Source organism: Pseudomonas sp. Soil_N_39, assembly GCF_057655955.1.
Map to the genome: position 1 here is coordinate 58,046 of NZ_JBDGLI010000004.1, position 25,760 is coordinate 83,805.

Consider the following 25,760-nt stretch of genomic DNA (forward strand, 5'->3'; position numbering starts at 1 on the left):
GCCCTCAGGGCAGCAAAATAAATCATATTGAATAAGGTGCTGCGCCGGGGATTTATCCCACCCCTTGTGAGAGCAAGCCGTGCTCCCACAGATAGATCCTCTCGCCACAATGGCTCAAACATCAGCCAGGGTTGGTAATTTAATCGGCAAAAAAAATGCCCGTATCTCGCGATACGGGCATTCTCAGTGGTTACAACGCTTGGACGATCAACCCGTCAAGCCAGCCTGCTGGACCAGGGTCAGCAACGGCTGCGGGTACACACCGAGGAAGAACGCCAATACGGCGATGGCCAGCAGCATCACGCCGCCTGCTTTCTGTTCCCAGTGCAACTCGGCATCGTGGCGACGCAGGTTCGGTTCCATCAGGTACAGGGTGACCATGACGCGCAGGTAGTAGAACACGCCGATGGCACTGCCCAGCACCAGGGAGCCGACCAGCCACCATTGGTGGGCCTCGACGCCGGTGGCGATGATGTAGAACTTGCCGATGAAGCCAGCAGTCAGCGGGATGCCGGCCAGGGACAGCATCATCACGGTCAGCACGGCGGTCAGGTACGGACGGCGCCAGAACAGGCCGCGGTATTCGTACAGGGCGTCGGCGTCGCGGCCGTTGTACGGCGAGGACATCAGGGTGATCACGCCGAAGGCGCCGAGGCTGGTGATCACGTAGGTGACCAAGTACACGCCGATGGCTTCCACGGCCAGACCTTTACTGGCGATCAGGGCGATCAGCAGGTAGCCGAAGTGGGCGATGGACGAGTAACCCAGCAGACGCTTGAGGTTGCTCTGGGTCAGTGCCAGCAGGTTACCGAACAGGATCGACGCGATGGCGATGATGGTCAGCACGTTGCTCAGCACACCGCTGCTGGCCACGGGCGAGATCTGGAACAAACGCACCATGACCGCGAACACCGCCACTTTCGACGCGGTGGCCAGGAAAGCCGCCACTGGCGCCGGGGCGCCTTCGTAGACGTCCGGGGTCCAGAGGTGGAACGGGACCAGCGACAGCTTGAACGCCAGGCCGATCAGCATCATGCCCAGGCCCAGTTGTGCGATCGGGCTAGGCAGGCCGGTGGCCGCCAGGGCCTGGCCGATGCCGACGAAGCTCAGGGTGCCGGCTTCGGCGTAGAGCAGGGCCATGCCGAACAACAGGAACGCGGAACCGGCCGCCGACAGCACCATGTACTTGATGCCGGCTTCCAGGGAGCGCTTGTTGAAGAAGGCGTAGGCCACCAGGCCGTAGACCGGTACCGACAGCAGTTCCAGGCCGATGAACAGGCTGGCCAGGTGCTGCGCGCTGACCAGCACCAGGCCACCGGCGGCGGCCATCAGGATCAGCAGGTACAGTTCTTCGCGGTTGCCCGGGTAACCCGAACCGCCATCGCCGAGGTAGGCGTGGGCGAGGGTGACGCAGGCCAGGGTGGCGACCAGGATCAACGCCATGTAGAGGCAGGCGAAGCTGTCCACCTGCATCAGTGGCGTGACCGCCAGTGGCGCGACTTTCAGGGCCGGCAAAATCGACAGCAAGGCCAGGTTCAGCCCTGCCACCGACAGCAGGAAGGTCTGCGAGTGATTGCGCCGCCAGGCGATCGCCAGCATCACCACGATGATCGTGGCGCTGGTGATCAACAGCGGCGCAAGCGCGATAAAGTGTTGAATCGTGAATTCCATAGCGCTCTTACCGGGCCGAAGCGAGTTGAGAGAAGGCGGTGCCGAGCCACTGCTGCACGCCATGCATCGTGGCGGCAGAGGTGTCGAGGAACGGTTGCGGGTACACGCCGAGGTAAACCAGCAGCACCGCAAGGCCGAGCACCATGATCAGTTCGCGACCGTCCATGCCACGCAACACTTCATCCGACTTGGTCGGACCGAAGTAGGCGCGGTGGATCATGATCAGCGAGTAGACCGAACCGAACACCAGGCCGGACGTAGCGATCGCCGTGATCCATGGCGCGCTGACGAACGAGCCGATCAGGATCAGGAACTCGCCGACGAAGTTGCCGGTGCCCGGCAGGCCCAGGGAAGCGGCCGCGAAGAACAGGCTGATGGCCGGCAGGTAGGCGATGCGCGACCAAATGCCACCCATTTCACGCATGTCCCGGGTATGCAGGCGCTCGTACAACTGACCGCTGAGGATAAACAGTGCGGCGGCCGACAGACCGTGGGCGAGCATCTGGATCACCGCGCCTTGCAAGGCGAGCTGGCTGCCGGAGTAGATCCCGATCAGCACGAAGCCCATGTGCGAAACGCTGGAGAAGGCGATCAGGCGCTTGATGTCGGTCTGGGCGAACGCCAGGAACGCACCGTAGAAAATCCCGATCAGGCCCAGGGTCATGGCGATCGGCGCGAACTCGGCCGAGGCATTCGGGAACAGCGGCAGCGCAAAGCGCAGCAGGCCGTAGGCCGCCGTTTTCAGCAAGATACCGGCCAGGTCCACGGAACCGGCGGTCGGCGCCTGGGCGTGGGCGTCCGGCAGCCAGGAGTGGAACGGCACCACCGGCAGCTTCACCGCGAAGGCGATGAAGAAGCCGAGCATCAGCACGTACTCGGTGGTCTTGGACATCTGCACTTTCAACAGGTCGGCGTAGTTGAAGGTGATCACGCCGGTGTTGTTGAAGTTGACCAGTACCAGACCGAGGATCGCCACCAACATGATCAGGCCGGAAGCCTGGGTGAAGATGAAGAACTTGGTCGCCGCGTAGATCCGGGTTTTCTTGCCGTCCGAAGAACTGTGACCCCAGAGCGCGATGAGGAAGTACATCGGCACCAGCATCATTTCCCAGAAGAAGAAGAACATGAACAGGTCCAGCGCCAGGAACACGCCGACGACACCGCCCAGGATCCACATCAGGTTCAGGTGGAAGAAACCGACGTGACGCTGGATCTCTTTCCAGGAGCAGAGGACCGAGAGGATACCCAGCAGGCCGGTCAGCAGGATCATCAGCAGCGACAGACCGTCGAGGGCCAGGTGCACGCTGATGCCGAAGCGCGCGATCCAGGCATGCTTGAACTCAAGCGCCCAGGTCGGATCGGCGCCAGGGGCCGGAGCGAATGAATAGTCGCCGGTCGCCCACAGCCAGAGGCCGAGCGCGAGTTCCAGGGACATGGTCAGCAGCGCAATCCAGCGCGGGAGCGTGGAGCTGGAGCGCTCCGCGATCCAGCACAGCAGGCCGCCGATGAAGGGGATCAGGATTAGCCAGGGCAGAATCATGACGGGCTCGTTTCCTTTCGCAAGTTCGCAAGGTTCATATCAGACCGCTACCAGCACGATGGCGCCGATAACCAGCACGGCGCCAGCCGCCATGGAAGCCGCATACCAACGCAGTTGACCGGTCTCGGTACGGCTCAGGGCAGTGTGGCCGCCCTTGGCCATGCGCGGGATCAGGCCAATGGTCTGGTCGAGCGGGTCTTTGCGCAGAATGTGGCTGATCGCAAGGTATGGCTTGACGAACAGTTTGTCGTAGATCCAATCGAAGCCCCAGGCGGCGAACCACCAGGCCGAAAGGAAACGCCCGATGCCGCTGTTGGCGATCGCCGTGACGAAACGACGCTTGCCCAGGAACAGCAGGGCGGCCAGCAGGATACCGGCCAGGGCGATGGCACCCGAGGCGATTTCCAGGCTGTGCTTGGCTTCGCCGCCGGCATGGCCGACGCTTTGCGGCAGTACATCGGCCAGCGGTGGGGTGATCAGGGCGCCGACGAAGGTCGACAGCACGATCAGCACCGACAGTGGCAGCCAGTGGGCAATGCCGTGGCCGGCGTGGGCTTCGGTCTTGGCCTCACCGTGGAACGCGATGAAGATCAGGCGGAAGGTGTACAGCGAGGTCATGAACGCACCCACCAGGCCGGCATACAGCAGGCCTTGGTTACCGCTGGCGAACGCTTCCCAGAGGATTTCGTCCTTGGAGTAGAAACCGGCGGTGACCAGTGGCAGGGCCGCCAGGGCCGCGCCGCCGACGATGAAGCTGGCATAGGCCAGCGGCAGTTTCTTCCACAGGCCGCCCATCTTGAAGATGTTCTGCTCGTGGTGGCAGGCGACGATCACCGCACCGGAGGCAAGGAACAGCAGGGCCTTGAAGAAGGCGTGGGTCATCAGGTGGAAGATCGCGCCTTCCCAGGCACCGACGCCCAGGGCCAGGAACATGTAGCCGATCTGGCTCATGGTCGAGTAGGCGAGGATGCGCTTGATGTCGGTCTGTACCAGGGCGGCAAAACCGGCCAGCACCAGGGTCACACCGCCGACGATGCCCACCAGGTGCAGGATGTCCGGCGCCAGGGCGAACAGGCCGTGGGTACGGGCGATCAGGTAGACACCGGCGGTCACCATGGTCGCGGCGTGGATCAGTGCCGAGACCGGGGTAGGGCCGGCCATCGCGTCCGCCAACCAGGTTTGCAGCGGCAGTTGCGCGGATTTACCGACGGCACCGCCCAGCAGCATCAGGGTCGCCAAGACGATCCAGAAGTCGCCGACCTTGAAGTGCTCGGGTGCCTTGACCAGCAGTTCCTGGATGTTCAGCGTGCCCAGTTGTTGGAACAGGATGAACAGGCCGATGGCCATGAACACGTCGCCGATCCGGGTCACGATGAACGCCTTGAGTGCGGCGTTCCCGTTGTTGCGGTTGCTGTAGTAGAAACCGATCAACAGGTACGAGCACAGGCCCACGCCTTCCCAGCCGAAGTACAGGAACAACAGGTTATCGCCGAGCACCAGGAACAGCATGCTGGCGATAAACAGGTTGGTGTAGGCGAAGAAGCGCGAGTAACCGGCTTCACCACGCATGTACCAGGAGGCGAACAGGTGGATCAGGAAACCCACGCCGACCACCACGCCGAGCATGGTCACCGACAGGCCGTCCAGATACAGGGCGAAGTTCGGCGTGAAGCCTTCCACCGCCATCCACTGCCACAGCACCTGCACGTACCGGCCACCTTCCGGCGGGGCGACGTTGAATTGCCAGATCACGTAGGCCGTGACGATGGCAGACAGGCCGATGGAGCCCACGCCAACCAGGGCCGAGAGGTTTTCCGACCAGCGTCCACGGGAGAACGACAGCAGCAGGAAACCGACAAGGGGAAATATGAAAGTCAGGAAGAGAAGGTTCATCCGCGCATCTCGCTGGCAGCGTCAATATCGAGAGTGTGGAAGCGGCGATACAGCTGCAACAGGATCGCCAGGCCGATACTGGCCTCGGCGGCTGCCAGGCTGATCACCAGGATGAACATGATCTGTCCATCCGGCTGTGCCCAGCGAGCGCCCGCGACGATGAAGGCCAGGGCGGAGGCATTCATCATGACCTCCAGGCTCATCAGCACGAACAGAATGTTGCGGCGGACCATCAGGCCGACCAGACCGAGACAGAACAGGATGCCGGCAACCGCCAGACCATGCTCGAGAGGGATAGCAGGCATGTGATTACTCCTTCGCCTCGTTACGGCCCAAATGGAACGCCGTGACGGCTGCGGCAAGCAGCAGCATCGAGGCGAGTTCGACCACCAGCAGGTACGGACCGAACAGGCTGATGCCCACGGCCTTGGCGCCTACGGTGGTGTGGCCGATGGCCTGGCCGCTCTGGTGAGCGAACAGCACATACAGCAGTTCACCCAGCAACAGGGCGGACAGGATCACCGGCCCCGCCCATATGCCGGGCTTGAGCCAGGAGCGTTCCTGCTGGACCGCGGCCGGGCCGAGGTTGAGCATCATCACCACGAACACGAACAGCACCATGATGGCGCCGGCGTAGGCGATCACTTCCAGGGCACCGGCGAACGGCGCGCCGAGGGCGAAGAAGGTCATGGCCACGGCGATCAGCGAAATGATCAGGTAGAGCAGGGCGTGCACAGGGTTGGTGTTGGTGACCACACGAAGCGTGGACACCACCGCGATACCCGATGCGAAATAGAAAGCGAATTCCATCTTTCTTCCTTAAGGCAGCAAGCTCTTCACGTTGATCGGTTCGGCTTCGTTCTGCGCGGCGCCTTTTGGCTTACCGGCAATGGCCATACCTGCAACACGATAGAAGTTGTAATCAGGGTTTTTACCGGGACCGGAAATCAGCAGATCTTCTTTCTCGTACACCAGGTCCTGACGTTTGAACTCGGCCATTTCGAAATCCGGCGTGAGCTGGATCGCGGTGGTCGGGCACGCTTCCTCGCAGAGGCCGCAGAAAATGCAGCGCGAGAAGTTGATGCGGAAGAAGTCCGGGTACCAGCGACCGTCTTCGGTTTCAGCTTTCTGCAGCGAGATGCAACCCACCGGGCACGCCACGGCGCACAGGTTGCAGGCCACGCAGCGTTCTTCGCCGTCGGGGTCGCGGGTCAGGACGATGCGGCCACGGTAGCGGGGCGCCAGGTAGACCGGCTCTTCCGGGTATTGCAGGGTGTCGCGCTTGCGAAAGCCATGGCCGAAGATCATGACCAGGCTTCGCAGTTGGGTACCGGTACCCTTAACGATGTCGCCAATATATTTGAACATGGGTCAAATCCTCACTGAACCGCGGCCGCAGGCGCGTTCATCAAAACGATCGCAGCGGTCACCAGCATGTTGATCAGGGTCAGCGGCAGGCAGAATTTCCAGCTGAAGTCCATCACCTGGTCGTAGCGTGGGCGCGGGATCGAGGCGCGCAGCAGGACGAACAGCATGATGAAGAACGCGGTCTTCAGGGCGAACCAGACGAAGGACAGTTGCGGCAGGATGCCGAACGGACCGTGCCAGCCACCGAAGAACAGCGTCACCAGCAGTGCCGAGATCAGGATGATGCCGATGTATTCACCGACGAAGAACATGCCCCATTTCATGCCGGCATATTCAATGTGGTAACCGTCGGCCAGTTCCTGTTCCGCTTCCGGCTGGTCGAAGGGGTGACGGTGAGTCACGGCCACGCCGGCGATGAAGAAGGTACAGAAACCGAAGAACTGCGGAATGATGAACCACAGGTTCTGGGCCTGGTACTCGACGATGTCGCGCATGTTGAACGAGCCGGCCTGGATCACGATGCCCATGAGCGCCAGGCCCATGAACACTTCGTAGGACACGGTTTGGGCCGAGGCCCGCAGGCTGCCCAGCAGGGCGAACTTGTTGTTGCTCGACCAGCCGGCGAACAGCACCGCGTACACCGACAGGCCGGCCATGGCGAAGAAGAACAGCAGGCCGATGTTCAGGTCCGCCACGCCCCAGGTCGGGGTGATCGGGATGATCGCGAAGGCGATCAGCAAGGCGCTCATGGCCACCACCGGTGCCAGGGTGAAGATCACCTTATCGGCAAACGGTGGTGTCCAGTCTTCCTTGAAGAACATCTTGATCATGTCGGCGGCGATCTGGAACATGCCGAACGGGCCAACGCGGTTCGGACCGTAGCGGTCCTGCCACCAGCCCAGCAGGCGACGTTCGACGAAGCTCAGCAACGCGCCGCAGACCACCACGGCCAGCAGGATCACGATGGCCTTGAGGACCGTCAGGATCACATCGATCACTTCAGGGGTGAACCAGCTCATTGCGCTGCCTCCTGCAGACCGTCGACGGTTTTGCCGAAAATCGCCGGTGGAATACCCGCCAGGCCAGCCGGCAGGGCCACCAGGCCAGCGCCCAGTTCTTCATTGATGCGCAGCGGCAGACGCAAGGTCTGGCCGGCCACGTTCAGGCTCAGCAGGGCGCCGTCGTTGACGCCCAGGCGATCGGCTTCGGACTTGGCCAGCGACACGTAGGCGGCCGGGATACGTTCCTGCACCGGTGCGGCCTTGGAAGAGTTCTCTTCGCTGCCGAACAGGTGATGGAACGGCACGACCTGCCAGGTGCCCGGTGCCGGGTTGAAGGCGCGTGGCACGCTGGCGAACCAGCTCAGGCCATCGCCCTGGCTTTCGATCAGGCGGGTGCCCGGATCACCGGCACGCAGGTGACCACCGACTTCGTCCTGGAACTTGTTCCAGGCCTGCGGCGAGTTCCAGCCCGGCGACCAGGCGAACGGCACTTGCGAGCGCGGTTCGGCGGAGCCCGAGTAACCTTCCATGGAGAACGAGAACGCCGTGTCGTTGTCCTGGGAGGTCCGTGGTTCGTGGACGCTGATGTTGGCGCGCATGGCGGTGCGACCGGAGTAGCGCAGCGGTTCGCGCGCCAGTTTCAGGCCCTTGATGCGGAACGCGGCCGATGGCGCGGCATCGACGATGCGCGCCAGTTGCGGGCTGCTCGAAGCGACGGCGGCGGTGACGTGGTCCAGTTGCGTCCAGTCGATCGGCTGGTCCAGCAGGGTGGCGCGCAGGGCATGCAGCCAGCGCCAGCCTTCGTGGACCAGGATGCTGGCGTCCAGGTAAGTCGGGTCGAACACCTGGAAGAAACGTTGGGCGCGACCTTCCTGGCTGACCAGCGTACCGTCGCCTTCGGCGAAGCTTGCCGCCGGCAGCACCAGGTGGGCGCGGTCGGTGGTGGCGGTTTTCTGATGGTCGGCGACGATCAGCACTTTCGCGGCGTTCAGGGCGGCGTCCACCCGGGCTTTGTCGGTGCGGGTATAGAGGTCGTTTTCCAGCACGACGATGGCGTCGGCGCTGCCGTCGATCACCGCTTGCAGGGCCGCGTCCAGCGATTCGCCACCGAGCATGGCCAGGCCGAGGCTGTTGGCTTCCGGCACGATCAGGCTGATGGAACCGTTCTTCTCACGCAGCTTCAAGGCCTTGGCAATGTTGGCGGCGGCTTCGATCAAGGCTTTGGAACCCAGGGAGGTGCCGGCGATGATCAATGGGCGCTTGGCCGCCAGCAGGGCGTCGGCAATGCGTTGGGCGAGGGCGGCCGCTTCGCTGTCCAGGCCGTCGACGGCCGGGGCGCTGGCGTCCAGGGCGTGGGCCACGGCGAAACCGATGCGGGCCAGGTCGTCCGGGGCGGCGTGGACACATTCTTCGGCCACGTCGTCGAGCTTGGTTTCAGCGAGGCTGGCGATGAACAGCGGGTTCAGTGCGTCCTGGCCGATGTTCTTCACGGCGGCGTCGAGCCACGGCTGCACGCGCATGGCGTCGGCCATGTCCTCGGCCTTGCCCTTGACCGACTGGCGCAGGGCCAGGGCCATGCGGGCGGCGGTCTGGGTCAGGTCTTCGCCAAGGACGAACACCGCGTCGTGGTCTTCGATGTCGCGCATCGTCGGCACGGGCAGCGGGCTGTCCTTGAGCACTTGCAGCACCAGGCGGATGCGTTCCAGCTCGCCGGCTTCGATGCCACTGTAGAAGTGCTCGGCGCCGACCAGCTCACGCAGGGCGTAGTTGCTTTCCAGGCTGGCCCGTGGAGAACCGATGCCGACGATGTTGCGTCCGCGCAGCAGCTCGGCGGCCTTGTCCAGCGCTTCGTCCAGGCTCAGCTTGGCGCCATTGGCCAGCAGCGGTTGGCGTGGACGATCGGTGCGGTTGACGTAGCCATAGCCGAAACGGCCACGGTCACACAGGAAGTACTGGTTGACCGAACCGTTGAAGCGGTTTTCGATGCGACGCAGTTCACCGTAGCGCTCACCCGGGGAGATGTTGCAACCGCTGGAGCAGCCATGGCAGATGCTCGGCGAGAACTGCATGTCCCACTTGCGGTTGTAGCGCTCGGAGTGGGTCTTGTCGGTGAACACACCGGTCGGGCAGACCTCGGTGAGGTTGCCGGAGAACTCGCTTTCCAGGGTGCCGTCTTCAACGCGACCGAAGTACACGTTGTCGTGGGCGCCGAATACGCCCAGGTCGGTGCCGCCGGCGTAGTCCTTGTAGAAGCGCACGCAGCGGTAGCAGGCGATGCAGCGGTTCATCTCGTGGGAGATGAATGGCCCCAGTTGCTGGTTCTGGTGGGTGCGCTTGGTGAAGCGATAACGGCGCTCGTTGTGGCCGGTCATCACGGTCATGTCTTGCAGGTGGCAGTGGCCGCCTTCCTCACAGACCGGGCAGTCGTGAGGGTGGTTGGTCATCAGCCATTCGACGACGCTGGCGCGAAACACTTTCGCTTCTTCGTCGTCGATGGAGATCCAGCTGCCGTCGGTGGCGGGGGTCATGCAGGACATGACGATCCGACCACGCTTGTCGTTTTCGTCGGTGTACTGCTTGACCGCGCATTGGCGACAGGCGCCTACGCTGCCAAGGGCGGGGTGCCAGCAGAAATAAGGAATGTCGAGGCCCAGGGACAGACATGCCTGTAACAGGTTGTCTGCGCCATCGACTTCGAGCTCTTTGCCGTCTACGTGGATAGTGGCCATGGTTCAAAGTTCTTCGTTGGCCCGGTGTCAGCGGGCGTGGCTAATGGAATCTTGTTGTTCGTCCGAATCCAAACAGCCTGGGTAAAAGGCGTCATCGGACGAAAGGCGAAGGGCACGGACCCTTCGCCTTTTAAAGCGTCATTACGCGCCGACCATGGTCGGCGTGACCACCTGATTGAGGTCGCCCGCGCGGGTTGGCGCGATGCCGGCCTCGAATTCAGGGCGGAAGTATTTGATCGCGCTGCCCAACGGCTCCACGGCACCCGGTGCGTGAGCACAGAAGGTCTTGCCTGGGCCGAGGAAACCCACCAGACCCAGCAGGGTCTCGATGTCGCCGGCCTGGCCTTCGCCGTTTTCAATGGCTCGCAGCAGCTTGACGCTCCACGGCAGGCCATCGCGGCAAGGGGTGCAGAAGCCGCACGACTCACGGGAGAAGAACTCTTCCATGTTGCGCAGCAACGAGACCATGTTGACGCTGTCGTCTACCGCCATGGCCAGGCCGGTGCCCATGCGGGTGCCGACCTTGGCGATGCCGCCGGCGTACATTTGGGCGTCCAGGTGTTCCGGCAACAGGAAACCGGTACCGGCGCCGCCGGGCTGCCAGCACTTGAGTTTGTAGCCGTCGCGCATGCCGCCGGCGTAGTCTTCGAACAGTTCGCGGCCAGTGACGCCGAATGGCAGTTCCCACAGGCCGGGATTCTTGACCTTGCCGGAGAAGCCCATGAGCTTGGTGCCCATGTCTTCGCTGCCGTCGCGGGCCAGGGATTTGTACCAGTCTACGCCGTCGGCGATGATCGCCGGTACGTTGCACAGGGTCTCGACGTTGTTCACGCAGGTCGGTTTGCCCCACACGCCGACGGCGGCAGGGAAGGGCGGCTTGGAACGTGGGTTGGCGCGTCGGCCTTCGAGGGAGTTGATCAGCGCGGTTTCTTCACCGCAGATGTAGCGCCCGGCGCCGGTGTGGACGAACAGCTCGAAATCAAAACCGGAGCCCAGGATGTTCTTGCCCAACAGGCCGGCGGCCTTGGCTTCTTCCACGGCACGGTTCAGGTGCTTGGCGGCGGTGGTGTATTCGCCGCGCAGGAAGATGTAGCCACGGTAGGTCTTCAGCGCACGGGCGCTGATCAGCATGCCTTCGATCAGCAGATGGGGCAGTTGCTCCATCAGCATGCGGTCCTTCCAGGTGTTGGGTTCCATTTCATCCGCGTTGCACAGCAGGTAGCGGATGTTGATGGATTCGTCCTTGGGCATCAGGCCCCACTTCACGCCGGTGGGGAAGCCCGCACCGCCGCGACCCTTGAGGCCGGAGTCTTTCACGGTCTGGACGATGTCGTCGCCGGCCATGTCGGCGAAGGCCTTGCGCGCGGCGGCGTAGCCGTTCTTGGCCTGGTACTCGTCCAGCCACACCGCTTCGCCGTCGTCACGCAGACGCCAGGTCAGGGGGTGGGTTTCGGCCGAACGCTGGATGCGGTTGGCGGGCCCGAAGGAAGTCAGGGTCATACGTAGCCCTCCAGCAGTTTGGCGACGCCGTCAGGCTGGACGTCACCGAAGGTGTCGTCGTCGATCATCAGCGCCGGTGCCTTGTCGCAGTTGCCCAGGCAGCACACCGGCAGCAGGGTGAAGCGGCCGTCGGCGGTGGTTTGGCCCAGGCCGATGCCCAGCTTGCCTTGGATCTCGCTGACGACAGATTCGTGGCCGCCGATGTAGCAGACCATGCTGTCGCAGACACGAATGATGTGACGGCCTACTGGCTGGCGGAAAATCTGGCTGTAGAAAGTGGCGACGCCTTCGACGTCGCTGGCCGGGATGCCGAGGATCTCGCCGATGGCGTAGAGCGCGCCGTCGGGCACCCAGCCACGTTCCTTCTGGACGATCTTCAGGGCTTCGATCGACGCCGCGCGCGGGTCTTCGTAGTGATGCAGCTCGTGCTCGATGGCCGAGCGCTCGGTTTCGCTCAGGGCGAAACGGTCAGTCTGGATAAGCGTGCTGTTCATGCTTAGCGGTCCACGTCGGCCATAACGAAATCGATACTACCCAGGTACGCGATCAAGTCCGCGACCATGCTGCCTTTGATCACGGAAGGGATCTGCTGCAGGTGCGGGTAGCTTGGGGTGCGAATCCGGGTGCGGTAGCTCATGGTGCCGCCATCGCTCGTCAGGTAATAACTGTTGATGCCCTTGGTCGCTTCGATCATCTGGAAGGACTCGTTGGCCGGCATGACCGGGCCCCACGAAACCTGCAGGAAGTGCGTGATCAGGGTCTCGATGTGCTGCAGCGTGCGCTCTTTGGGCGGCGGCGTGGTCAGCGGGTGATCCGCCTTGTACGGGCCTTCCGGCATGTTGCGCAGGCACTGGTCGATGATCTTGATGCTCTGGCGCATTTCCTCGACGCGAACCATGCAGCGGTCGTAGGCGTCACCGTTGGCGGCCAGCGGTACTTCGAATTCGAAGTTCTCGTAGCCGGAGTAAGGACGCGCCTTGCGCAGGTCGAAGTCGCAACCGGTGGAGCGCAGGCCGGCACCGGTGACGCCCCATTCCAGGGCTTCCTTGGTGTTGTAGGCGGCGACCCCGATGGTACGACCCTTGAGGATGCTGTTCTGCAGGGCGGCCTTGGTGTATTCGTCCAGGCGCTTGGGCATCCACTCGACGAAGTCCTTGACCAGCTTTTCCCAGCCGCGTGGCAGGTCGTGGGCCACGCCACCGATACGGTACCAGGCCGGGTGCAGGCGGAAACCGGTGATGGCTTCGATCACCGTGTAGGCCTTCTGGCGGTCGGTGAAGGTGAAGAACACCGGGGTCATGGCGCCGACGTCCTGGATGTAGGTACCCAGGAACAGCAGGTGGCTGGTGATACGGAAGAACTCGGCCATCATGATGCGGATGACGTCGACCTTCTCCGGGACCTTGATCCCGGCCAGTTTCTCCACCGACAGCACGTACGGCAGGTTGTTCATCACGCCGCCGAGGTAGTCGATACGGTCGGTGTACGGGATGAAGCTGTGCCAGGACTGGCGCTCGGCCATTTTCTCGGCGCCACGGTGGTGGTAGCCGATGTCCGGCACGCAGTCGACGATCTCTTCGCCGTCCAGCTGCAGGATGATGCGGAACGCACCGTGGGCCGAAGGGTGGTTCGGGCCCAGGTTGAGGAACATGTAGTCCTCGTTGGCGCCCGAGCGCTTCATGCCCCAGTCTTCAGGCTTGAAGCGCGCGGCTTCTTCCTCGAGTTGTTGCTTGGCCAGGGACAGGCTGAACGGGTCGAACTCGGTGGCACGGGCCGGGAAGTCCTTGCGCAGCGGGTGACCTTCCCAGGTCGGCGGCATCATGATGCGGGTCAGGTGCGGGTGGCCGGGAAAGTCGATCCCGTACATGTCCCACACTTCACGCTCGTACCAGTTGGCGTTCGGCCAGATGCCGGTCACGGTCGGTACGCTGAGGTCGCTCTCGGACAAGGCGACCTTGATCATCACGTCACTATTACGTTCGATCGACATCAGGTGATAGAACACGGTGAAGTCGACGCCGTCGGGCAGCCCTTGACGCTTGGTGCGCAGGCGCTCGTCCACGCCGTGCAGGTCATAGAGCATGACGTACGGCTTGGGCAGGTTGCGCAGGAAAGTCAGGACTTCGACGAGTTTGGCGCGGGCGACCCAAAGCACCGGCATGCCGGTACGGGTCGGCTGGGCGGTGAACGCCTCGGGGCCAAAACGGTTGTTCAGTTCGACGACCACATCCTGGTCGTCTGCCTTGTAAGGCGGGATGTACAGAGCACTGCCTGTAGTCATGGTTATTTATCGCTTTCGGTCAACGTAAAGAATGAAGCCAGGTTCTCGTTTCTTGTACAGAAGCAGAGCTGGATCAGACTTCGTCGGGGCTGCGCAGGTTGGTGACTGCGATACGCTGTTCGCGGCGCTGTTCCTTTTGCGAGGGCATCTCGGCGCGATAGACGCCTTGGTCGCCAACGACCCAGGACAGAGGGCGACGCTCCTGGCCAATCGACTCCTGCAACAGCATCAAGCCTTGCAGGAACGCTTCAGGGCGAGGGGGGCAGCCGGGCACGTAGACGTCCACGGGCAGGAACTTGTCCACCCCTTGAACGACAGAGTAGATGTCGTACATGCCACCGGAGTTGGCGCACGACCCCATGGAGATGACCCACTTGGGCTCGAGCATTTGCTCGTAGAGACGCTGGATGATCGGCGCCATCTTGATGAAGCAGGTACCGGCGATAACCATGAAATCCGCTTGGCGCGGCGATGCCCGGATCACCTCGGCGCCAAAGCGCGCGATGTCGTGGGGCGCCGTGAAGGCGGTGGTCATTTCCACGTAGCAGCACGAAAGGCCGAAGTTGTACGGCCACAGGGAGTTCTTGCGACCCCAGTTGACCGTGCTGTTCAGCACGTCTTCGAGCTTGCCCATGAAGATGTTTTTGTGGACTTGATCTTCTAACGGATCGGCGACGGTTTCCCGTTCGCCAATCGGATACTGCTCGTTAGGAGCATCGGGGTCGATCCTGGTGAGATTGTATTGCATTGCCAAAGCCTCATTGTTTCAGCTTCGCTTGCCGCTTGCGCCGAGCTTCCGGAGCCCAATCAAGTGCCCCCACCCGGTAAAGGTAGACAAGACCTGCCAACAGAATTGCTATGAAAACGAGAGCTTCGACGAATCCGGTCCAGCCGCTTTCGCGGACGGACACAGACCATGCAAAGAGAAAGAGGGCTTCGATATCGAAGATCACGAACAGCATCGCGACCAGATAGAATTTGGCTGAGAGCCGCAAGCGGGCGCCACCGGTAGGCAGCATGCCGGACTCGAACGGTTCATTTTTGCTGCGGCCCCAGGCTTTTGACCCAAGCAGGCTCGAAACGCCGAGCATGAAAGCACACAGGCCAACAACGCCCAGAAGGAAAATGGCAAAGCCCCAATTGTGGGCCATGAGTCCTGTCGCTTCGGACATGCTGGAAATCCTTAACAGAGAGCAAAGGTCTCTGAGCTTGAATGAAATAACGCAGTGACGATATGTCGCAGCAATCAATCGCGGTGATTTTATGGCTAAACACCGGGCAAGTAAAATTCCTATAGCGAAATTATTTATTGGAATAAGGACATAGCGCTCTCCCAGGACCCTGCGGCCCCGGCCCCGTGGGCGTTGGCCGGCTATTGATCAATAATATTTCGTGCGGATGTAACAATGATAATGACTTCCAAATGATAATTATTGTTATCTGTGGCGGCTTTTCTGCGCTGCACTTAGTGTTGTGTCTTAGGGGCTGTCTTACATCGTCGCTACTGCAATTGTCAGCGCCGCACGTTTTACTCCTTTTCGGACTGCCCAATACTGCGTTCGATCAATTTTTCTATCCATGCGCCGAAGTTTTGTGGGGAAGGTCTTGATGAAGGTTGGATTGGCATGAGGGCTGCTCCTGTGGGAACCAAGCTTGCTCGCGATGCCGGCAAAGCGGTCCCGAGGCAGACTGCCTTATCGTTCATCGCGGCCAAGCCTGGCTCCCACAGGTGCAGCCTTGCTCTTACAGAGTAGGTCGCTTCAAAAAAAACGGGTGAAAAAACCAAGGGTCGTCAGCTCAATGTCGAACGGTCAAGTCAACCCAGAACCTGTGGCCAAGGGATTCGCGTTTAAGCGACACCCGCCTTGCGAGCAAAAATCGGCACGAGGCCAGGCTTAAAGCCTTGAAGGATTGATGGCAAATAGCTATCTTTGCGGCTCATTCATCTAATCATATATATCAATATTGATTGGATTCTCGCCCCTTCTCAGATAAACCGCGTCAGTTTTCATCGTTCGCGGCTGATAACCAAAGGAATGTCATGAACTCTTGGATCGCGAATATGAGCGTTATGCTCAAGCTGGCTTTGGGTTTTGCCGTTGTGCTGATTCTGACCGCTATCCTCGCCGCGACCGGCTGGTTCAGCCTGGGAAAAATGATCGAGCGTACGGATCGAATGACCAGCATTACCGAACTCGGCAACCGTCTCGATCACTTGCGCAGGGCTCGCTTGCAATACCAGCTGGACAGGGGCGATGAACAAAAGGGGGCAATGATCCAGGCGTCGCTGGAGCAGTTTGTCGCCAAGCAAAAAAGCCTCGCGAACGAGTTGAGAAAACCTGAAAACCAGAAAAAACTTGCGCTGATCGAGCAGGCCAGCACGCAGTATCAAGTGGCACTGAATACGATGCGCGAGGCTTATCGCAATGACGCAGCCATGCGCAAGGAGATGGGCGTCAATGCGGTCAAGGGCGCTGCGCTGATTGCCAAGGTCATCAGTGACGTAGAAGCGATGCCCGCTTCGGATGAGCGCCGCTTTGACCTTTATAAGCTAATCCTCAAGGCCAAAGAGGACGTGGCGCTGGTGCGTTATGAAGTGCGTGGCTATACCGGCAACCCCAACAGCACCACCGAACAAGCCGCCACCCGCCAGCTCGAAAATGCGCTCAAGAGCATCGAAGCCCTCAACAGCGCTTTCGGCTCGACCTATGCCGACACCATCCAGCAGCTGGAAACCGCGCTGATTGCTTACCGCCGTTCGGTGCAGGACTTCACTGCCAGCAATCAGGCCATTGGCAAGGCCGTGCAGGACACTGTCGATTTAGGTGAAACCATCACTCGTCTGTCTGACGAAATGTATGCCAGCCAACTGGTCTCCCGGGATGAAGACAGCGCCCAGGCTCGCATCCTGCAGCTGAGTTGTACGGCCTTGGCGATGTTGTTGGGGATTTTTGCCGCCTTGATCATCACCCGCCAGATTACACGGCCGTTGCAGGACACATTGGCTGTGGTCGATCGCATTGCAGCAGGCGACCTCACGCAACACATGATCGTGACCCGTCGTGATGAGCTGGGTGCCTTGCAGCAGGGTATTCAACGCATGGGCATCACCTTGCGCGATCTGATCGGTGGCATCCGCGATGGCGTCACCCAAATCGCCAGTGCCGCCGAAGAGCTATCGGCTGTCACTGAGCAGACCAGTGCCGGGGTCAATAGTCAGAAGACCGAGACCGATCAGGTGGCGACTGCCATGCACGAAATGTCGGTCACCGTGCATGAAGTCGCGCGTAATGCCGAACAAGCTCGCGCAGCCGCATCGGAGGCCGATGCACAGGCCCGTATTGGCGACCAAGTGGTCGCGCAAGCCATCGTTCAGATTGAGCGCTTGGCCAGCGAGGTCGGGCGCTCGGTCGAGGCCATGAACGAGCTGGAACAAGAAAGCGGGCGCATCGGCAAGATCATGGACGTGATCAGGGCGGTGGCTGAGCAGACCAACTTGCTGGCCCTTAACGCCGCCATTGAGGCCGCTCGCGCGGGTGACGCCGGGCGCGGTTTTGCCGTGGTCGCCGACGAAGTACGCGGGTTGGCCCAGCGTACCCAGCATTCCACCGAAGAGATTGAAAGCCTGGTGGCGGGCTTGCAGAACGGCACGCGCCAGGTATCGACTATCATGCAAAATAGCCGCGAGCTGACCGACAGCAGCGTGGCGTTGGCATCCAAAGCCGGCACATCTCTGGGTAGCATCACCCAGGCGGTTTCTGGCATTCAGGCCATGAACCAACAGATTGCTGCCGCCGCGGTGCAACAAAGCTCGGTGGCCGAGGAAATCAGCCGCAGTATCCTGAGCGTGCGCGATGTATCCGAGCAGACCGCCTCAGCCAGCGAAGAAACCGCAGCCTCCAGCATCGAGCTGGCGCGCCTGGGCAACCAGTTGCAGCAGTTGGTCAGTCATTTCAAGGTGTAAAAAGCGAACCGGGTAAAGCCGGCAAAAAAAAGCCCCGAACCAGTCGGGGCGTCAGATCGTCGGCTTTGCGGTTAGCTTTTATTCGGTCCGCAAGGGCCGTTTACCTCAAGGATCAGTGGAACTGTTCTTCTTCGGTGGAGCCGGTCAGTGCGGTCACCGACGAAGTGCCACCCTGGATCACGGTGGTCATGTCGTCGAAGTAGCCGGTGCCCACTTCCTGCTGGTGAGCCACGAAGGTGTAGCCCTTGGCGGCGTCAGCGAACTCCTGCTCTTGCAGTTTCACGTAGGCGGTCATGTCGTTGCGGGCGTAGTCGTGCGCCAGGTTGAACATGCTGTGCCACATGTTGTGAATGCCGGCCAGGGTGATGAACTGGTGCTTGTAGCCCATGGCGGACAGTTCGCGCTGGAACTTGGCGATGGTCGCGTCGTCCAGGTTTTTCTTCCAGTTGAAGGAAGGCGAGCAGTTGTACGACAGCAGTTGGTCCGGGTATTCCTTTTTGATCGCTTCGGCGAAGCGACGGGCTTCGTCCAGGTCCGGCTTGGCGGTTTCGCACCAGATCAGATCGGCGTACGGCGCGTAGGCCAGGCCACGGGCGATGGCCTGGTCGAGGCCGGCGCGCACCTTGTAGAAGCCTTCCTGGGTGCGGGTACCGGTCACGAACGGCTGGTCGTACGGGTCGCAGTCGGAAGTCAGCAGGTCGGCGGCGTTGGCGTCGGTACGGGCCAGGATGATGGTCGGTACACCGGCAACGTCGGCGGCCAGGCGAGCAGCGGTCAGCTTCTGCACGGCTTCCTGGGTTGGAACCAGTACCTTGCCGCCCATGTGGCCGCATTTCTTCACCGAAGCCAGTTGGTCTTCGAAGTGAACGCCGGCGGCGCCTGCTTCGATCATGCTCTTCATCAGCTCGTAGGCGTTCAGGACACCACCGAAACCAGCTTCGGCGTCAGCCACGATCGGCGCGAAGTAGTCGATGTAGCCTTCGTCGCCCGGGTTCTTGCCGGCTTTCCACTGGATCTGGTCGGCGCGACGGAACGAGTTGTTGATGCGCTTGACCACGGTTGGAACCGAATCCACCGGGTACAGCGACTGGTCGGGGTACATCGATTCGGCGGAGTTGTTGTCCGCGGCCACTTGCCAGCCCGACAGGTAGATCGCCTGGATGCCGGCCTTGACTTGCTGCACAGCCTGGCCGCCGGTCAGGGCGCCCATGCAGTTGACGAAATCTTTCTCGGGACGGAAGGCTGGCTTGGCGCCCTGGGTGACCAGGTTCCACAGCTTCTCGGCGCCCATTTTCGCAAAGGTGTGCTCAGGTTGAACCGAGCCACGCAGACGGACGACGTCAGCAGCGGAATAATTGCGCTTCACGCCTTTCCAGCGCGGGTTTTCAGCCCAGTCTTTTTCAAGGGCTGCAATTTGCTGTTCGCGTGTCAGTGCCATGGAGATAAACCTCGTCGCATAGGTCTTGGTGGAAAATTCCTGCTCCTGCCGACCAGGGGTTGGCGTACAAGTCGGTTCAGGCGGGGCGGCGACGGGAAGAACGATGGGCTCGAGGGGAAAGTGAGCAGGTAGGGGCGAACTGCGGGCGCATTCGGGCGTCGTGGGCCTTGATACGAACTCAGAGTGATGCCGGGTTACCTAGTTACGCTTCCGTCCCTCGGGACAACTTCGTTCCAGTCGCAACCTCGTCAAACACACCTTGTGGGCGGTACAGACACGAATCGGCTCGCAGGGTAGTTGCAAGCGTCGACCCGAAGGCCCTTGCCAGGGCCCCTGATTAGCGGGAGCGAGGCCATCATGCCTTCGGTTTTTTGGCTCGTCAAACGTTTTGTAGTGCTTTTTTTATAGCACTACATCTTTGGTCTAATACGACTCATCAGTCAGTTTTTGGTGCTTCAGTTCAGGGTGTCGACCTTGACCCGCAAAATCATGTCATCGCGGCCCTGGGTCGAGTAGCTGCGGGTCAGGCCTTGTTTGTCGGCCTGAGTCTGGCGATTCACGCCGGCCAGGGTGATCCATTCGCCCAGGCGTCCGCTGACAGTTGTGTCGGTACTCTGAACGTTCACTACATCTGGACGTTCCTGGCTCATACGGTCACGGTTGGTACTGATGCTCAGATGAACGGTCTCGCCGGTGACGCTGGCCGTGACATAGAAACCTTGGGTGACGTTGCGGTATTCGGTCTGGCTTTGCATGCGCCCGTAGTTGTCGGTCTGGTTGCTGGTGAACGGCACGCTCTGGCCCACCTGAATCAGCGCTGGCTGGCCCTCGCTGGCCTGCACCTGCTGCACGCCGCCGTCACGGCTGGCGGTGCTGCGGTTGATGATGCGGGTCTGGCTGGGGGCTGCACCGTTGACCGAGTAACCCTGGTTGCCCTGCAGGTTGTTTTCGTTGGTGTCGACCGTGATCAGCAGGCGCTTGGGGGCGGTGTCCAGTTGGGCGAGGAATTGCCGGAGTTCTTCGATCTTGCCCGGCTCGGCGTTGACGATCAGTTGGTTGCCGTAGGCGCTGACCTGGCCGTCCTTGCCGATGAAATTCTGTGCCACCGGCAACAGGTCGGCGCTGGTGCGGTAGTTCAGCGGCACGATTTGCGTGTCCGCCATGACCGACAGGCTGCAGCCGAGCAGCAGGGTGGTCAGCAGGGTGCGTAAGGACATGTCCATTTCTCCGCGAGACAAAGGCTTGATATTGCCAGTTTGTCGGCCTGGGGTGGGGCAAGTTGAATGGTAGACGGCAAAACGCCCCGGCATCGGAGGATGGCGGGGCGTTTTGTGGTGTTCTTCAGGGCCTCATCGCGAGCAAGCTCGCTCCCACATTGGAATAGTGATGTACACGAAATCTCTGTTCACCGCAGGTCCCTGTGGGAGCGAGCTTGCTCGCGATGGCTGCGCTGCGGTGTCAGGCCGAATGGCGAACCATGTCCACATGAGGAATTCCGGCTTCCAGGAACTCCTCGCTGACCACCGCAAACCCCAACCGCTCATAGAACGGCGTGGCATGCACCTGGGCGCTGAGCATCTGCTGCTGGAGCCCACGCTTCTCGGCTTCTGCGATCACCGCATGCATCAGCGCATCGCCCACCTTCAGGCCGCGCCAGTCCTTGAGGACCGAGACTCGGCCGATGTGACCGTCAGTCAGCAGGCGAGCGGTGCCAATGGGAAAATCGCCTTCGAACGCCAGGAAATGCACTGCGCTCTGGTCATCGGCATCCCATTCCAGCTCGGGCGGAACGGACTGCTCGGCGATGAACACGGTCTCACGAATGCGCCGGATCTCGGCGTTATCCTTTTGCCAGTCTGCGACACGAACGTGAATTTTATTCATCGGCGAACCCCAGGCTGCCTTGCTTGACCAGCTCGCAGACCAGGCCGCGACCGTCTTCGTCGGCCAACCACGGGCCAAGGTTCTCGATGTGCAGGGCGTCGGCGGCACAGATCATCTTCAGCAATTCGCGCAGCTTGCCCGGCAGGTAACGGCTCTGGCCGCTGGCGAACAGCAGCAGGTCATCATCGACTTCCGACCAGGCAAGGCGCGCGCTCGGGTTGCGGATGATCACGGCGCCTTGTTCCAGGCTGGCCAGCAGGTCGTCTTCTTCCAGTTCCGGGCCCACCACCAGTTCCGGGTAGCGCGGCTCGGTCATGAACTGGCCGAACCAGGTCAGCAGCAGGCGTTCGTCGCTCATGTGCTCGGCCAGCAGGCCCTTGAGGCGGTCGAGGGCGTCGTGCTGGATCTGGTGCGGGTCGGCCACCGGGCGCGCGTCGGCATCGGTGTAGCGTTCTTCGTCCGGCAGGAACTGGCTGAGGAAGTCGGTGAAGTGGGTCAGCACTTCGGCGGCGCTCGGCGCGCGGAAGCCGACCGAGTAGGTCATGCAGTCGTCCACGGCCACGCCGCAGTGCGCCAGGCGCGGCGGCAGGTAGAGCATGTCGCCCGGTTCAAGGACCCACTCGTCGGTGGCTTCGAAGTCGGCGAGGATGCGCAGGTCTGCGTGCTGCAGCAGCGGGCTTTCGGAGTCGCACATCTGGCCGATCTTCCAGTTGCGCTGGCCATGGCCCTGCAGCAGGAACACGTCATAGTTATCGAAATGCGGACCCACGCTACCACCCGGGGCGGCGAAGCTGATCATCACATCGTCGATGCGCCAGCTCGGCAGGAAGCGGAAGTTCTCCAGCAGTTCGCTGACTTCCGGCACGAACTGGTCGACCGCCTGCACCAGCAGGGTCCACTCGCGCTCCGGCAACTTGCTGAATTCGTCTTCGGCGAATGGGCCGCGACGCAGTTCCCAGGGACGCTCGCCGTGCTCGATCACCAGGCGCGATTCGACTTCTTCTTCCAAGGCCAGGCCAGCCAGTTCATCGGCATCGATCGGGCTTTGGAAGTCAGGAATCGCCTGACGGATCAGCAGGGGTTTTTTCTGCCAGTAGTCGCGCAGGAACTCCCGTGCCGTGATGCCGCCCAGGAGTTGCAGAGGAATATCAGGATTCATGTGTAACCTATTGAAAAAATATACTTTTCAGACGCGAATAAAAACGCCCGGCGCGGCCGGGCGTCTCAAAGGTAAAGCCGTGGATCAGATGCGCTTGGCTTGTGCCGCCGCGTTGCCGATGTAGCTGGCCGGCGTGAGCTTCTTCAGCTCCGCCTTGGCCTCGGCAGGCATGTCCAGGCCATCGATGAAAGTCTGCAGCGCTTCAGGGCTGATGCCCTTGCCACGGGTCAGCTCTTTCAGTTTTTCGTATGGGTTCTCGATGTTGTAGCGGCGCATCACCGTCTGGATCGGCTCGGCCAGGACTTCCCAGCAGGCGTCCAGGTCGGCGGCGATTTTCTGTTCGTTCAGTTCCAGCTTGCTGATGCCCTTGAGGCTGGCTTCGTAGGCAATGACGCTGTGGGCAAAACCCACGCCCAGGTTGCGCAGCACGGTGGAGTCAGTCAGGTCGCGCTGCCAGCGGGAGATCGGCAGTTTGCTCGCCAGGTGCTGGAACAGCGCGTTGGCGATGCCCAGGTTGCCTTCGGAGTTTTCGAAGTCGATCGGATTGACCTTGTGCGGCATGGTCGAGGAACCGATTTCGCCGGCGATGGTGCGCTGCTTGAAGTAACCCAGGGAGATGTAGCCCCAGATGTCACGGTCGAAGTCGATCAGGATGGTGTTGAAACGGGCGATTGCATCGAACAGCTCGGCGATGTAGTCGTGCGGTTCGATCTGGGTGGTGTACGGGTTGAAGCTCAGGCCCAGCTCGTCTTCGATGAAGGCGCGGGCATTGGCTTCCCAGTCGATGTCCGGGTAGGCCGACAGGTGGGCGTTGTAGTTGCCCACGGCGCCGTTGATCTTGCCCAGCAGCGGCACGGCGGCCACCTGGGCGATCTGGCGCTCCAGGCGATAGACCACGTTCGCCAGCTCCTTGCCCAGGGTGGTCGGCGATGCCGGTTGACCGTGGGTGCGCGACAGCATCGGCACGTCGGCGAAGCGGATCGCCAGTTCGCGGATGGCCTGGGCGGTCTGGCGCATCAGGGGCAGCATCACTTCATCACGGCCTTCGCGCAGCATCAGGGCGTGGGACAGGTTGTTGATGTCCTCGCTGGTGCAGGCAAAGTGGATGAACTCGCTGACATTGGCCAGCTCCGGCAGCTTGGCCGCCTGCTCCTTGAGCAGGTATTCGATGGCCTTGACGTCGTGGTTGGTGGTGCGCTCGATCTCTTTGACGCGCTCGGCGTGTTCCAGCACGAAGTTTTCGGCCAGGGCGTTCAACACCGCGTTGGCTTCGGCCGAGAACGCCGGCACTTCGCCGATGGCAGGGTGGGCGGCCAGGCGCTGGAGCCAGCGCACTTCAACCAGGACGCGGGCACGGATCAGGCCGTACTCGCTGAAAATCGGGCGCAGGGCCTGGGTTTTGCCGGCGTAGCGGCCGTCAACAGGGGAAACCGCAGTGAGCGAAGAGAGCTGCATAGGGTGTTCTCGGACAGTCGGGCAACGAAATGGGGCGCGTATCATACATGAAAACAATCGCCGGTCCGTCGCCAACTGACCGGCGTGTTACGCGTAACAAGCTAAAAAATGGGTTGAGGCGACTTATTCGTTGCGCATCAACGGGTAAAGCTCTTTCAGCAATTTGCGTCGGCTGATCACCAGTTGCCAGCGATGGCCACCCAACTGCCGCCACAGCCGTGCCGAGCGAATCCCGGCCAGCAGCAGGGCGCGGATCTTCGAGGCATTGCTCGGCTGTTGCAGGTTGCGCATGTCGCCATGCACCTGGATGCGCTGGCGCAAGGTGCTCAGGGTGTCCTGGTACAGCGAACCGCAGGCCGCGACGACGTTTTCGTGAGCCGGGCCGAAGTGCTCGACCTGGGACTGGATCTGCGGCAAGCGTTTGCCGATGGTCTCCAGCAGGTCGTCGCGCTTGGCCAACTGGCGTTCAAGGCCCAGCATCGACAGGGCATAGCGCAGCGGCTCGCGTTGCAAGGCGCTGGGATCGCGCTCCAGGGCGCCGATCAGCGCACGATAGCCTTCGCGCAGGTTCAGGTCGTCGCCGCCATAGACTTCCAGGGTGTCCTTGGGGTCGCGAACCAGCAGGCTGCCGAGCATGCAGGCCACGCCCGCTTCGGTGGCCTGGCCGGTCTTGGCGATCCTGTCCACCAGCACGGCGGCGAGAAACACGCCGCCCAATGCCGTCAGTTGTTCCTGGATGGGGTTCATGCCTTGCTGCTCCAGGGCTCTGCGACTTCGATCACGCCGCCGCCCAGGCAGATGTCGCCGTCGTAGAACACCACCGACTGGCCGGGTGTGACCGCCCGCTGCGGGTCGTCGAAGGTGGCACGGTAGCCTGTGGCGGTTTTTTCCAGGGTGCAGGGCTGGTCGCTCTGGCGGTAGCGAACCTTGGCCGTCAGGCGGCGTGGTGCGCTGAGGTCGATCGGGTTGACCCAGTAGATGTCGGAGGCGAGCAGGGCACGGGAAAACAGCCAGGGATGGTCGTTGCCCTGGCCGACGATCAGCTCGTTGTGTTCCAGGTCCTTGACCAGCACGTACCACGGCTCTTCCCCAGCGTCTTTCAGCCCACCGATGCCCAGGCCCTGGCGCTGGCCGATGGTGTGGTACATCAGACCATGGTGACGGCCGATGACTTCACCTTCGGTGGTCTTGATCTCGCCTGGCTGGGCTGGCAGGTATTGCTTGAGGAAATCGCTGAAACGGCGCTCGCCAATGAAGCAGATCCCGGTGGAATCCTTCTTTTTGGCGGTGGCGAGCTGGTGTTTTTCGGCGATCGCGCGCACTTCGGGCTTTTCCAGTTCACCTACCGGGAACAGTGTCTTGGCGATCTGCTCGCCGCCGACGGCATGCAGGAAGTAGCTCTGGTCCTTGTTTGGGTCCAGGCCCTTGAGCAGTTCGGTGCGGCCGTCGATGTCGCGACGGCGCACGTAGTGGCCGGTGGCGATCAGGTCGGCGCCGAGCATCATGGCGTAGTCGAGGAACGCCTTGAACTTGATTTCGCGGTTGCAGAGGATGTCCGGGTTCGGCGTGCGCCCGGCCTTGTATTCGGCCAGGAAGTGCTCGAACACGTTGTCCCAGTACTCGGCGGCGAAGTTGGCGGTGTGCAGCTTGATGCCGATCTTGTCGCACACGGCCTGGGCGTCCGCCAGGTCATCCATGGCGGTGCAGTATTCGGTTCCGTCGTCTTCTTCCCAGTTCTTCATGAACAGGCCTTCCACCTCATAACCCTGCTCGATCAGCAGAAGGGCGGAAACGGAAGAGTCCACGCCGCCGGACATGCCGACAATGACGCGCTTCTTGGGTGTGTCAGAAGGGGCTGGATCACGCATAGGAATTCA

General features: G+C 61.6%; 21 protein-coding genes and 1 pseudogene. 2 read left to right on the forward strand and 20 right to left on the reverse strand.

Annotated elements, in window-relative coordinates; genetic code table 11:
- Positions 1–207: 207 nt before the first annotated feature.
- The 13 genes from nuoN to AC3A5O_RS07450 all read right to left on the reverse strand — a co-directional run bounded on the left by nuoN (position 208) and on the right by AC3A5O_RS07450 (position 15,155).
- Positions 208–1,671, reverse strand: a complete 1,464-nt coding sequence (gene nuoN / locus AC3A5O_RS07390; protein WP_072406832.1) for an NADH-quinone oxidoreductase subunit NuoN — start codon at positions 1,669–1,671, stop codon at positions 208–210.
- A gap of 7 nt (positions 1,672–1,678) precedes the next feature.
- Entirely contained in the window at positions 1,679–3,211 is a 1,533-nt protein-coding gene (gene nuoM / locus AC3A5O_RS07395; RefSeq protein ID WP_122568499.1) for an NADH-quinone oxidoreductase subunit M, read from the reverse strand.
- 39 nt (positions 3,212–3,250) lie between these two features.
- Positions 3,251–5,104: an NADH-quinone oxidoreductase subunit L gene (gene nuoL / locus AC3A5O_RS07400; protein WP_122568500.1), complete on the reverse strand. Its 1,854-nt coding sequence runs from the start codon at positions 5,102–5,104 to the stop codon at positions 3,251–3,253.
- Positions 5,101–5,409, reverse strand: coding sequence for an NADH-quinone oxidoreductase subunit NuoK (gene nuoK / locus AC3A5O_RS07405; RefSeq protein ID WP_003180046.1), 309 nt, complete (start codon positions 5,407–5,409; stop codon positions 5,101–5,103). The genes nuoL and nuoK overlap by 4 nt, the downstream gene beginning before the upstream one ends.
- A gap of 4 nt (positions 5,410–5,413) precedes the next feature.
- Positions 5,414–5,914, reverse strand: coding sequence for an NADH-quinone oxidoreductase subunit J (nuoJ, locus tag AC3A5O_RS07410; RefSeq protein ID WP_003180049.1), 501 nt, complete (start codon positions 5,912–5,914; stop codon positions 5,414–5,416).
- 9 nt (positions 5,915–5,923) lie between these two features.
- Complete coding sequence (gene nuoI / locus AC3A5O_RS07415) at positions 5,924–6,472, reverse strand: NADH-quinone oxidoreductase subunit NuoI (protein WP_003180051.1); 549 nt, start codon at positions 6,470–6,472, stop codon at positions 5,924–5,926.
- Between the two features lie 11 nt (positions 6,473–6,483).
- Positions 6,484–7,491, reverse strand: a complete 1,008-nt coding sequence (gene nuoH, locus AC3A5O_RS07420) for an NADH-quinone oxidoreductase subunit NuoH (RefSeq protein ID WP_092196998.1) — start codon at positions 7,489–7,491, stop codon at positions 6,484–6,486.
- On the reverse strand, positions 7,488–10,202 hold the full coding sequence (nuoG, locus tag AC3A5O_RS07425; RefSeq protein WP_305467627.1) for an NADH-quinone oxidoreductase subunit NuoG: 2,715 nt from the start codon (positions 10,200–10,202) through the stop codon (positions 7,488–7,490). Before nuoG ends, nuoH begins: the two co-directional genes overlap by 4 nt.
- Before the next feature lie 141 nt (positions 10,203–10,343).
- Positions 10,344–11,702, reverse strand: a complete 1,359-nt coding sequence (gene nuoF / locus AC3A5O_RS07430; protein ID WP_122568502.1) for an NADH-quinone oxidoreductase subunit NuoF — start codon at positions 11,700–11,702, stop codon at positions 10,344–10,346.
- Complete coding sequence (gene nuoE / locus AC3A5O_RS07435) at positions 11,699–12,196, reverse strand: NADH-quinone oxidoreductase subunit NuoE (RefSeq protein ID WP_018609201.1); 498 nt, start codon at positions 12,194–12,196, stop codon at positions 11,699–11,701. The genes nuoF and nuoE overlap by 4 nt, the downstream gene beginning before the upstream one ends.
- A 2-nt stretch (positions 12,197–12,198) precedes the next feature.
- Positions 12,199–13,983, reverse strand: coding sequence for an NADH-quinone oxidoreductase subunit C/D (gene nuoC / locus AC3A5O_RS07440; RefSeq protein ID WP_060741548.1), 1,785 nt, complete (start codon positions 13,981–13,983; stop codon positions 12,199–12,201).
- A gap of 73 nt (positions 13,984–14,056) precedes the next feature.
- Positions 14,057–14,731 carry a NuoB/complex I 20 kDa subunit family protein gene (locus AC3A5O_RS07445; protein WP_003180065.1) on the reverse strand — a complete coding sequence of 225 codons (675 nt, stop codon included), beginning with the start codon at positions 14,729–14,731 and terminating at the stop codon, positions 14,057–14,059.
- Between the two features lie 10 nt (positions 14,732–14,741).
- Entirely contained in the window at positions 14,742–15,155 is a 414-nt protein-coding gene (locus AC3A5O_RS07450) for an NADH-quinone oxidoreductase subunit A (RefSeq protein WP_003203367.1), read from the reverse strand.
- 1,004 nt (positions 15,156–16,159) lie between these two features.
- On the opposite strand from AC3A5O_RS07450, the pseudogene AC3A5O_RS07455 reads away from it, so the two are divergent.
- A pseudogene (locus tag AC3A5O_RS07455) lies at positions 16,160–17,041 on the forward strand (methyl-accepting chemotaxis protein); the annotation flags it as partial.
- Positions 17,042–17,242: 201 nt separating this feature from the next.
- Positions 17,243–17,947, forward strand: coding sequence for a methyl-accepting chemotaxis protein (locus AC3A5O_RS07460; RefSeq protein ID WP_436278763.1), 705 nt, complete (start codon positions 17,243–17,245; stop codon positions 17,945–17,947).
- Between the two features lie 112 nt (positions 17,948–18,059).
- Here AC3A5O_RS07460 and aceA read toward each other — a convergent pair whose 3' ends face one another.
- The 7 genes from aceA to mnmA form a co-directional block, all read right to left on the reverse strand.
- Positions 18,060–19,385, reverse strand: a complete 1,326-nt coding sequence (aceA, locus tag AC3A5O_RS07465; protein ID WP_014337679.1) for an isocitrate lyase — start codon at positions 19,383–19,385, stop codon at positions 18,060–18,062.
- A gap of 455 nt (positions 19,386–19,840) precedes the next feature.
- Complete coding sequence (locus tag AC3A5O_RS07470; RefSeq protein WP_305467624.1) at positions 19,841–20,602, reverse strand: secretin N-terminal domain-containing protein; 762 nt, start codon at positions 20,600–20,602, stop codon at positions 19,841–19,843.
- 241 nt (positions 20,603–20,843) lie between these two features.
- Positions 20,844–21,269: a GNAT family N-acetyltransferase gene (locus tag AC3A5O_RS07475; RefSeq protein WP_018609216.1), complete on the reverse strand. Its 426-nt coding sequence runs from the start codon at positions 21,267–21,269 to the stop codon at positions 20,844–20,846.
- Positions 21,262–22,428, reverse strand: coding sequence for a ribosomal protein uL16 3-hydroxylase (locus AC3A5O_RS07480; RefSeq protein WP_122568505.1), 1,167 nt, complete (start codon positions 22,426–22,428; stop codon positions 21,262–21,264). The genes AC3A5O_RS07475 and AC3A5O_RS07480 overlap by 8 nt, the downstream gene beginning before the upstream one ends.
- Positions 22,429–22,512: 84 nt before the next feature.
- Complete coding sequence (purB, locus tag AC3A5O_RS07485) at positions 22,513–23,883, reverse strand: adenylosuccinate lyase (protein WP_053123194.1); 1,371 nt, start codon at positions 23,881–23,883, stop codon at positions 22,513–22,515.
- 123 nt (positions 23,884–24,006) lie between these two features.
- The gene (hflD, locus tag AC3A5O_RS07490) at positions 24,007–24,630 is read right to left on the reverse strand and encodes a high frequency lysogenization protein HflD (protein ID WP_060741554.1); all 624 of its coding nucleotides are present in this window, start codon (positions 24,628–24,630) and stop codon (positions 24,007–24,009) included.
- Positions 24,627–25,751, reverse strand: a complete 1,125-nt coding sequence (mnmA, locus tag AC3A5O_RS07495) for a tRNA 2-thiouridine(34) synthase MnmA (RefSeq protein ID WP_122568506.1) — start codon at positions 25,749–25,751, stop codon at positions 24,627–24,629. The genes hflD and mnmA overlap by 4 nt, the downstream gene beginning before the upstream one ends.
- Between the last annotated feature and the right edge of the window lie 9 nt (positions 25,752–25,760).

Bases quoted from the DNA above. Each gene is read 5' to 3' on its own strand.
- nuoM (WP_122568499.1), bottom strand. From the start codon at position 3,211: ATGATTCTGCCCTGGCTAATCCTGATCCCCTTCATCGGCGGCCTGCTG.
- purB (WP_053123194.1), bottom strand. From the start codon at position 23,883: ATGCAGCTCTCTTCGCTCACTGCGGTTTCCCCTGTTGACGGCCGCTAC.
- nuoL (WP_122568500.1), bottom strand. From the start codon at position 5,104: ATGAACCTTCTCTTCCTGACTTTCATATTTCCCCTTGTCGGTTTCCTG.
- nuoI (WP_003180051.1), bottom strand. From the start codon at position 6,472: ATGTTCAAATATATTGGCGACATCGTTAAGGGTACCGGTACCCAACTG.
- aceA (WP_014337679.1), bottom strand. From the start codon at position 19,385: ATGGCACTGACACGCGAACAGCAAATTGCAGCCCTTGAAAAAGACTGG.
- nuoC (WP_060741548.1), bottom strand. From the start codon at position 13,983: ATGACTACAGGCAGTGCTCTGTACATCCCGCCTTACAAGGCAGACGAC.
- mnmA (WP_122568506.1), bottom strand. From the start codon at position 25,751: ATGCGTGATCCAGCCCCTTCTGACACACCCAAGAAGCGCGTCATTGTC.
- AC3A5O_RS07475 (WP_018609216.1), bottom strand. From the start codon at position 21,269: ATGAATAAAATTCACGTTCGTGTCGCAGACTGGCAAAAGGATAACGCC.
- AC3A5O_RS07470 (WP_305467624.1), bottom strand. From the start codon at position 20,602: ATGTCCTTACGCACCCTGCTGACCACCCTGCTGCTCGGCTGCAGCCTG.
- nuoK (WP_003180046.1), bottom strand. From the start codon at position 5,409: ATGCCTGCTATCCCTCTCGAGCATGGTCTGGCGGTTGCCGGCATCCTG.
- nuoG (WP_305467627.1), bottom strand. From the start codon at position 10,202: ATGGCCACTATCCACGTAGACGGCAAAGAGCTCGAAGTCGATGGCGCA.
- AC3A5O_RS07445 (WP_003180065.1), bottom strand. From the start codon at position 14,731: ATGCAATACAATCTCACCAGGATCGACCCCGATGCTCCTAACGAGCAG.
- nuoJ (WP_003180049.1), bottom strand. From the start codon at position 5,914: ATGGAATTCGCTTTCTATTTCGCATCGGGTATCGCGGTGGTGTCCACG.
- nuoE (WP_018609201.1), bottom strand. From the start codon at position 12,196: ATGAACAGCACGCTTATCCAGACTGACCGTTTCGCCCTGAGCGAAACC.
- nuoH (WP_092196998.1), bottom strand. From the start codon at position 7,491: ATGAGCTGGTTCACCCCTGAAGTGATCGATGTGATCCTGACGGTCCTC.
- AC3A5O_RS07450 (WP_003203367.1), bottom strand. From the start codon at position 15,155: ATGTCCGAAGCGACAGGACTCATGGCCCACAATTGGGGCTTTGCCATT.
- hflD (WP_060741554.1), bottom strand. From the start codon at position 24,630: ATGAACCCCATCCAGGAACAACTGACGGCATTGGGCGGCGTGTTTCTC.
- AC3A5O_RS07460 (WP_436278763.1), top strand. From the start codon at position 17,243: ATGTCGGTCACCGTGCATGAAGTCGCGCGTAATGCCGAACAAGCTCGC.
- AC3A5O_RS07480 (WP_122568505.1), bottom strand. From the start codon at position 22,428: ATGAATCCTGATATTCCTCTGCAACTCCTGGGCGGCATCACGGCACGG.
- nuoN (WP_072406832.1), bottom strand. From the start codon at position 1,671: ATGGAATTCACGATTCAACACTTTATCGCGCTTGCGCCGCTGTTGATC.
- nuoF (WP_122568502.1), bottom strand. From the start codon at position 11,702: ATGACCCTGACTTCCTTCGGGCCCGCCAACCGCATCCAGCGTTCGGCC.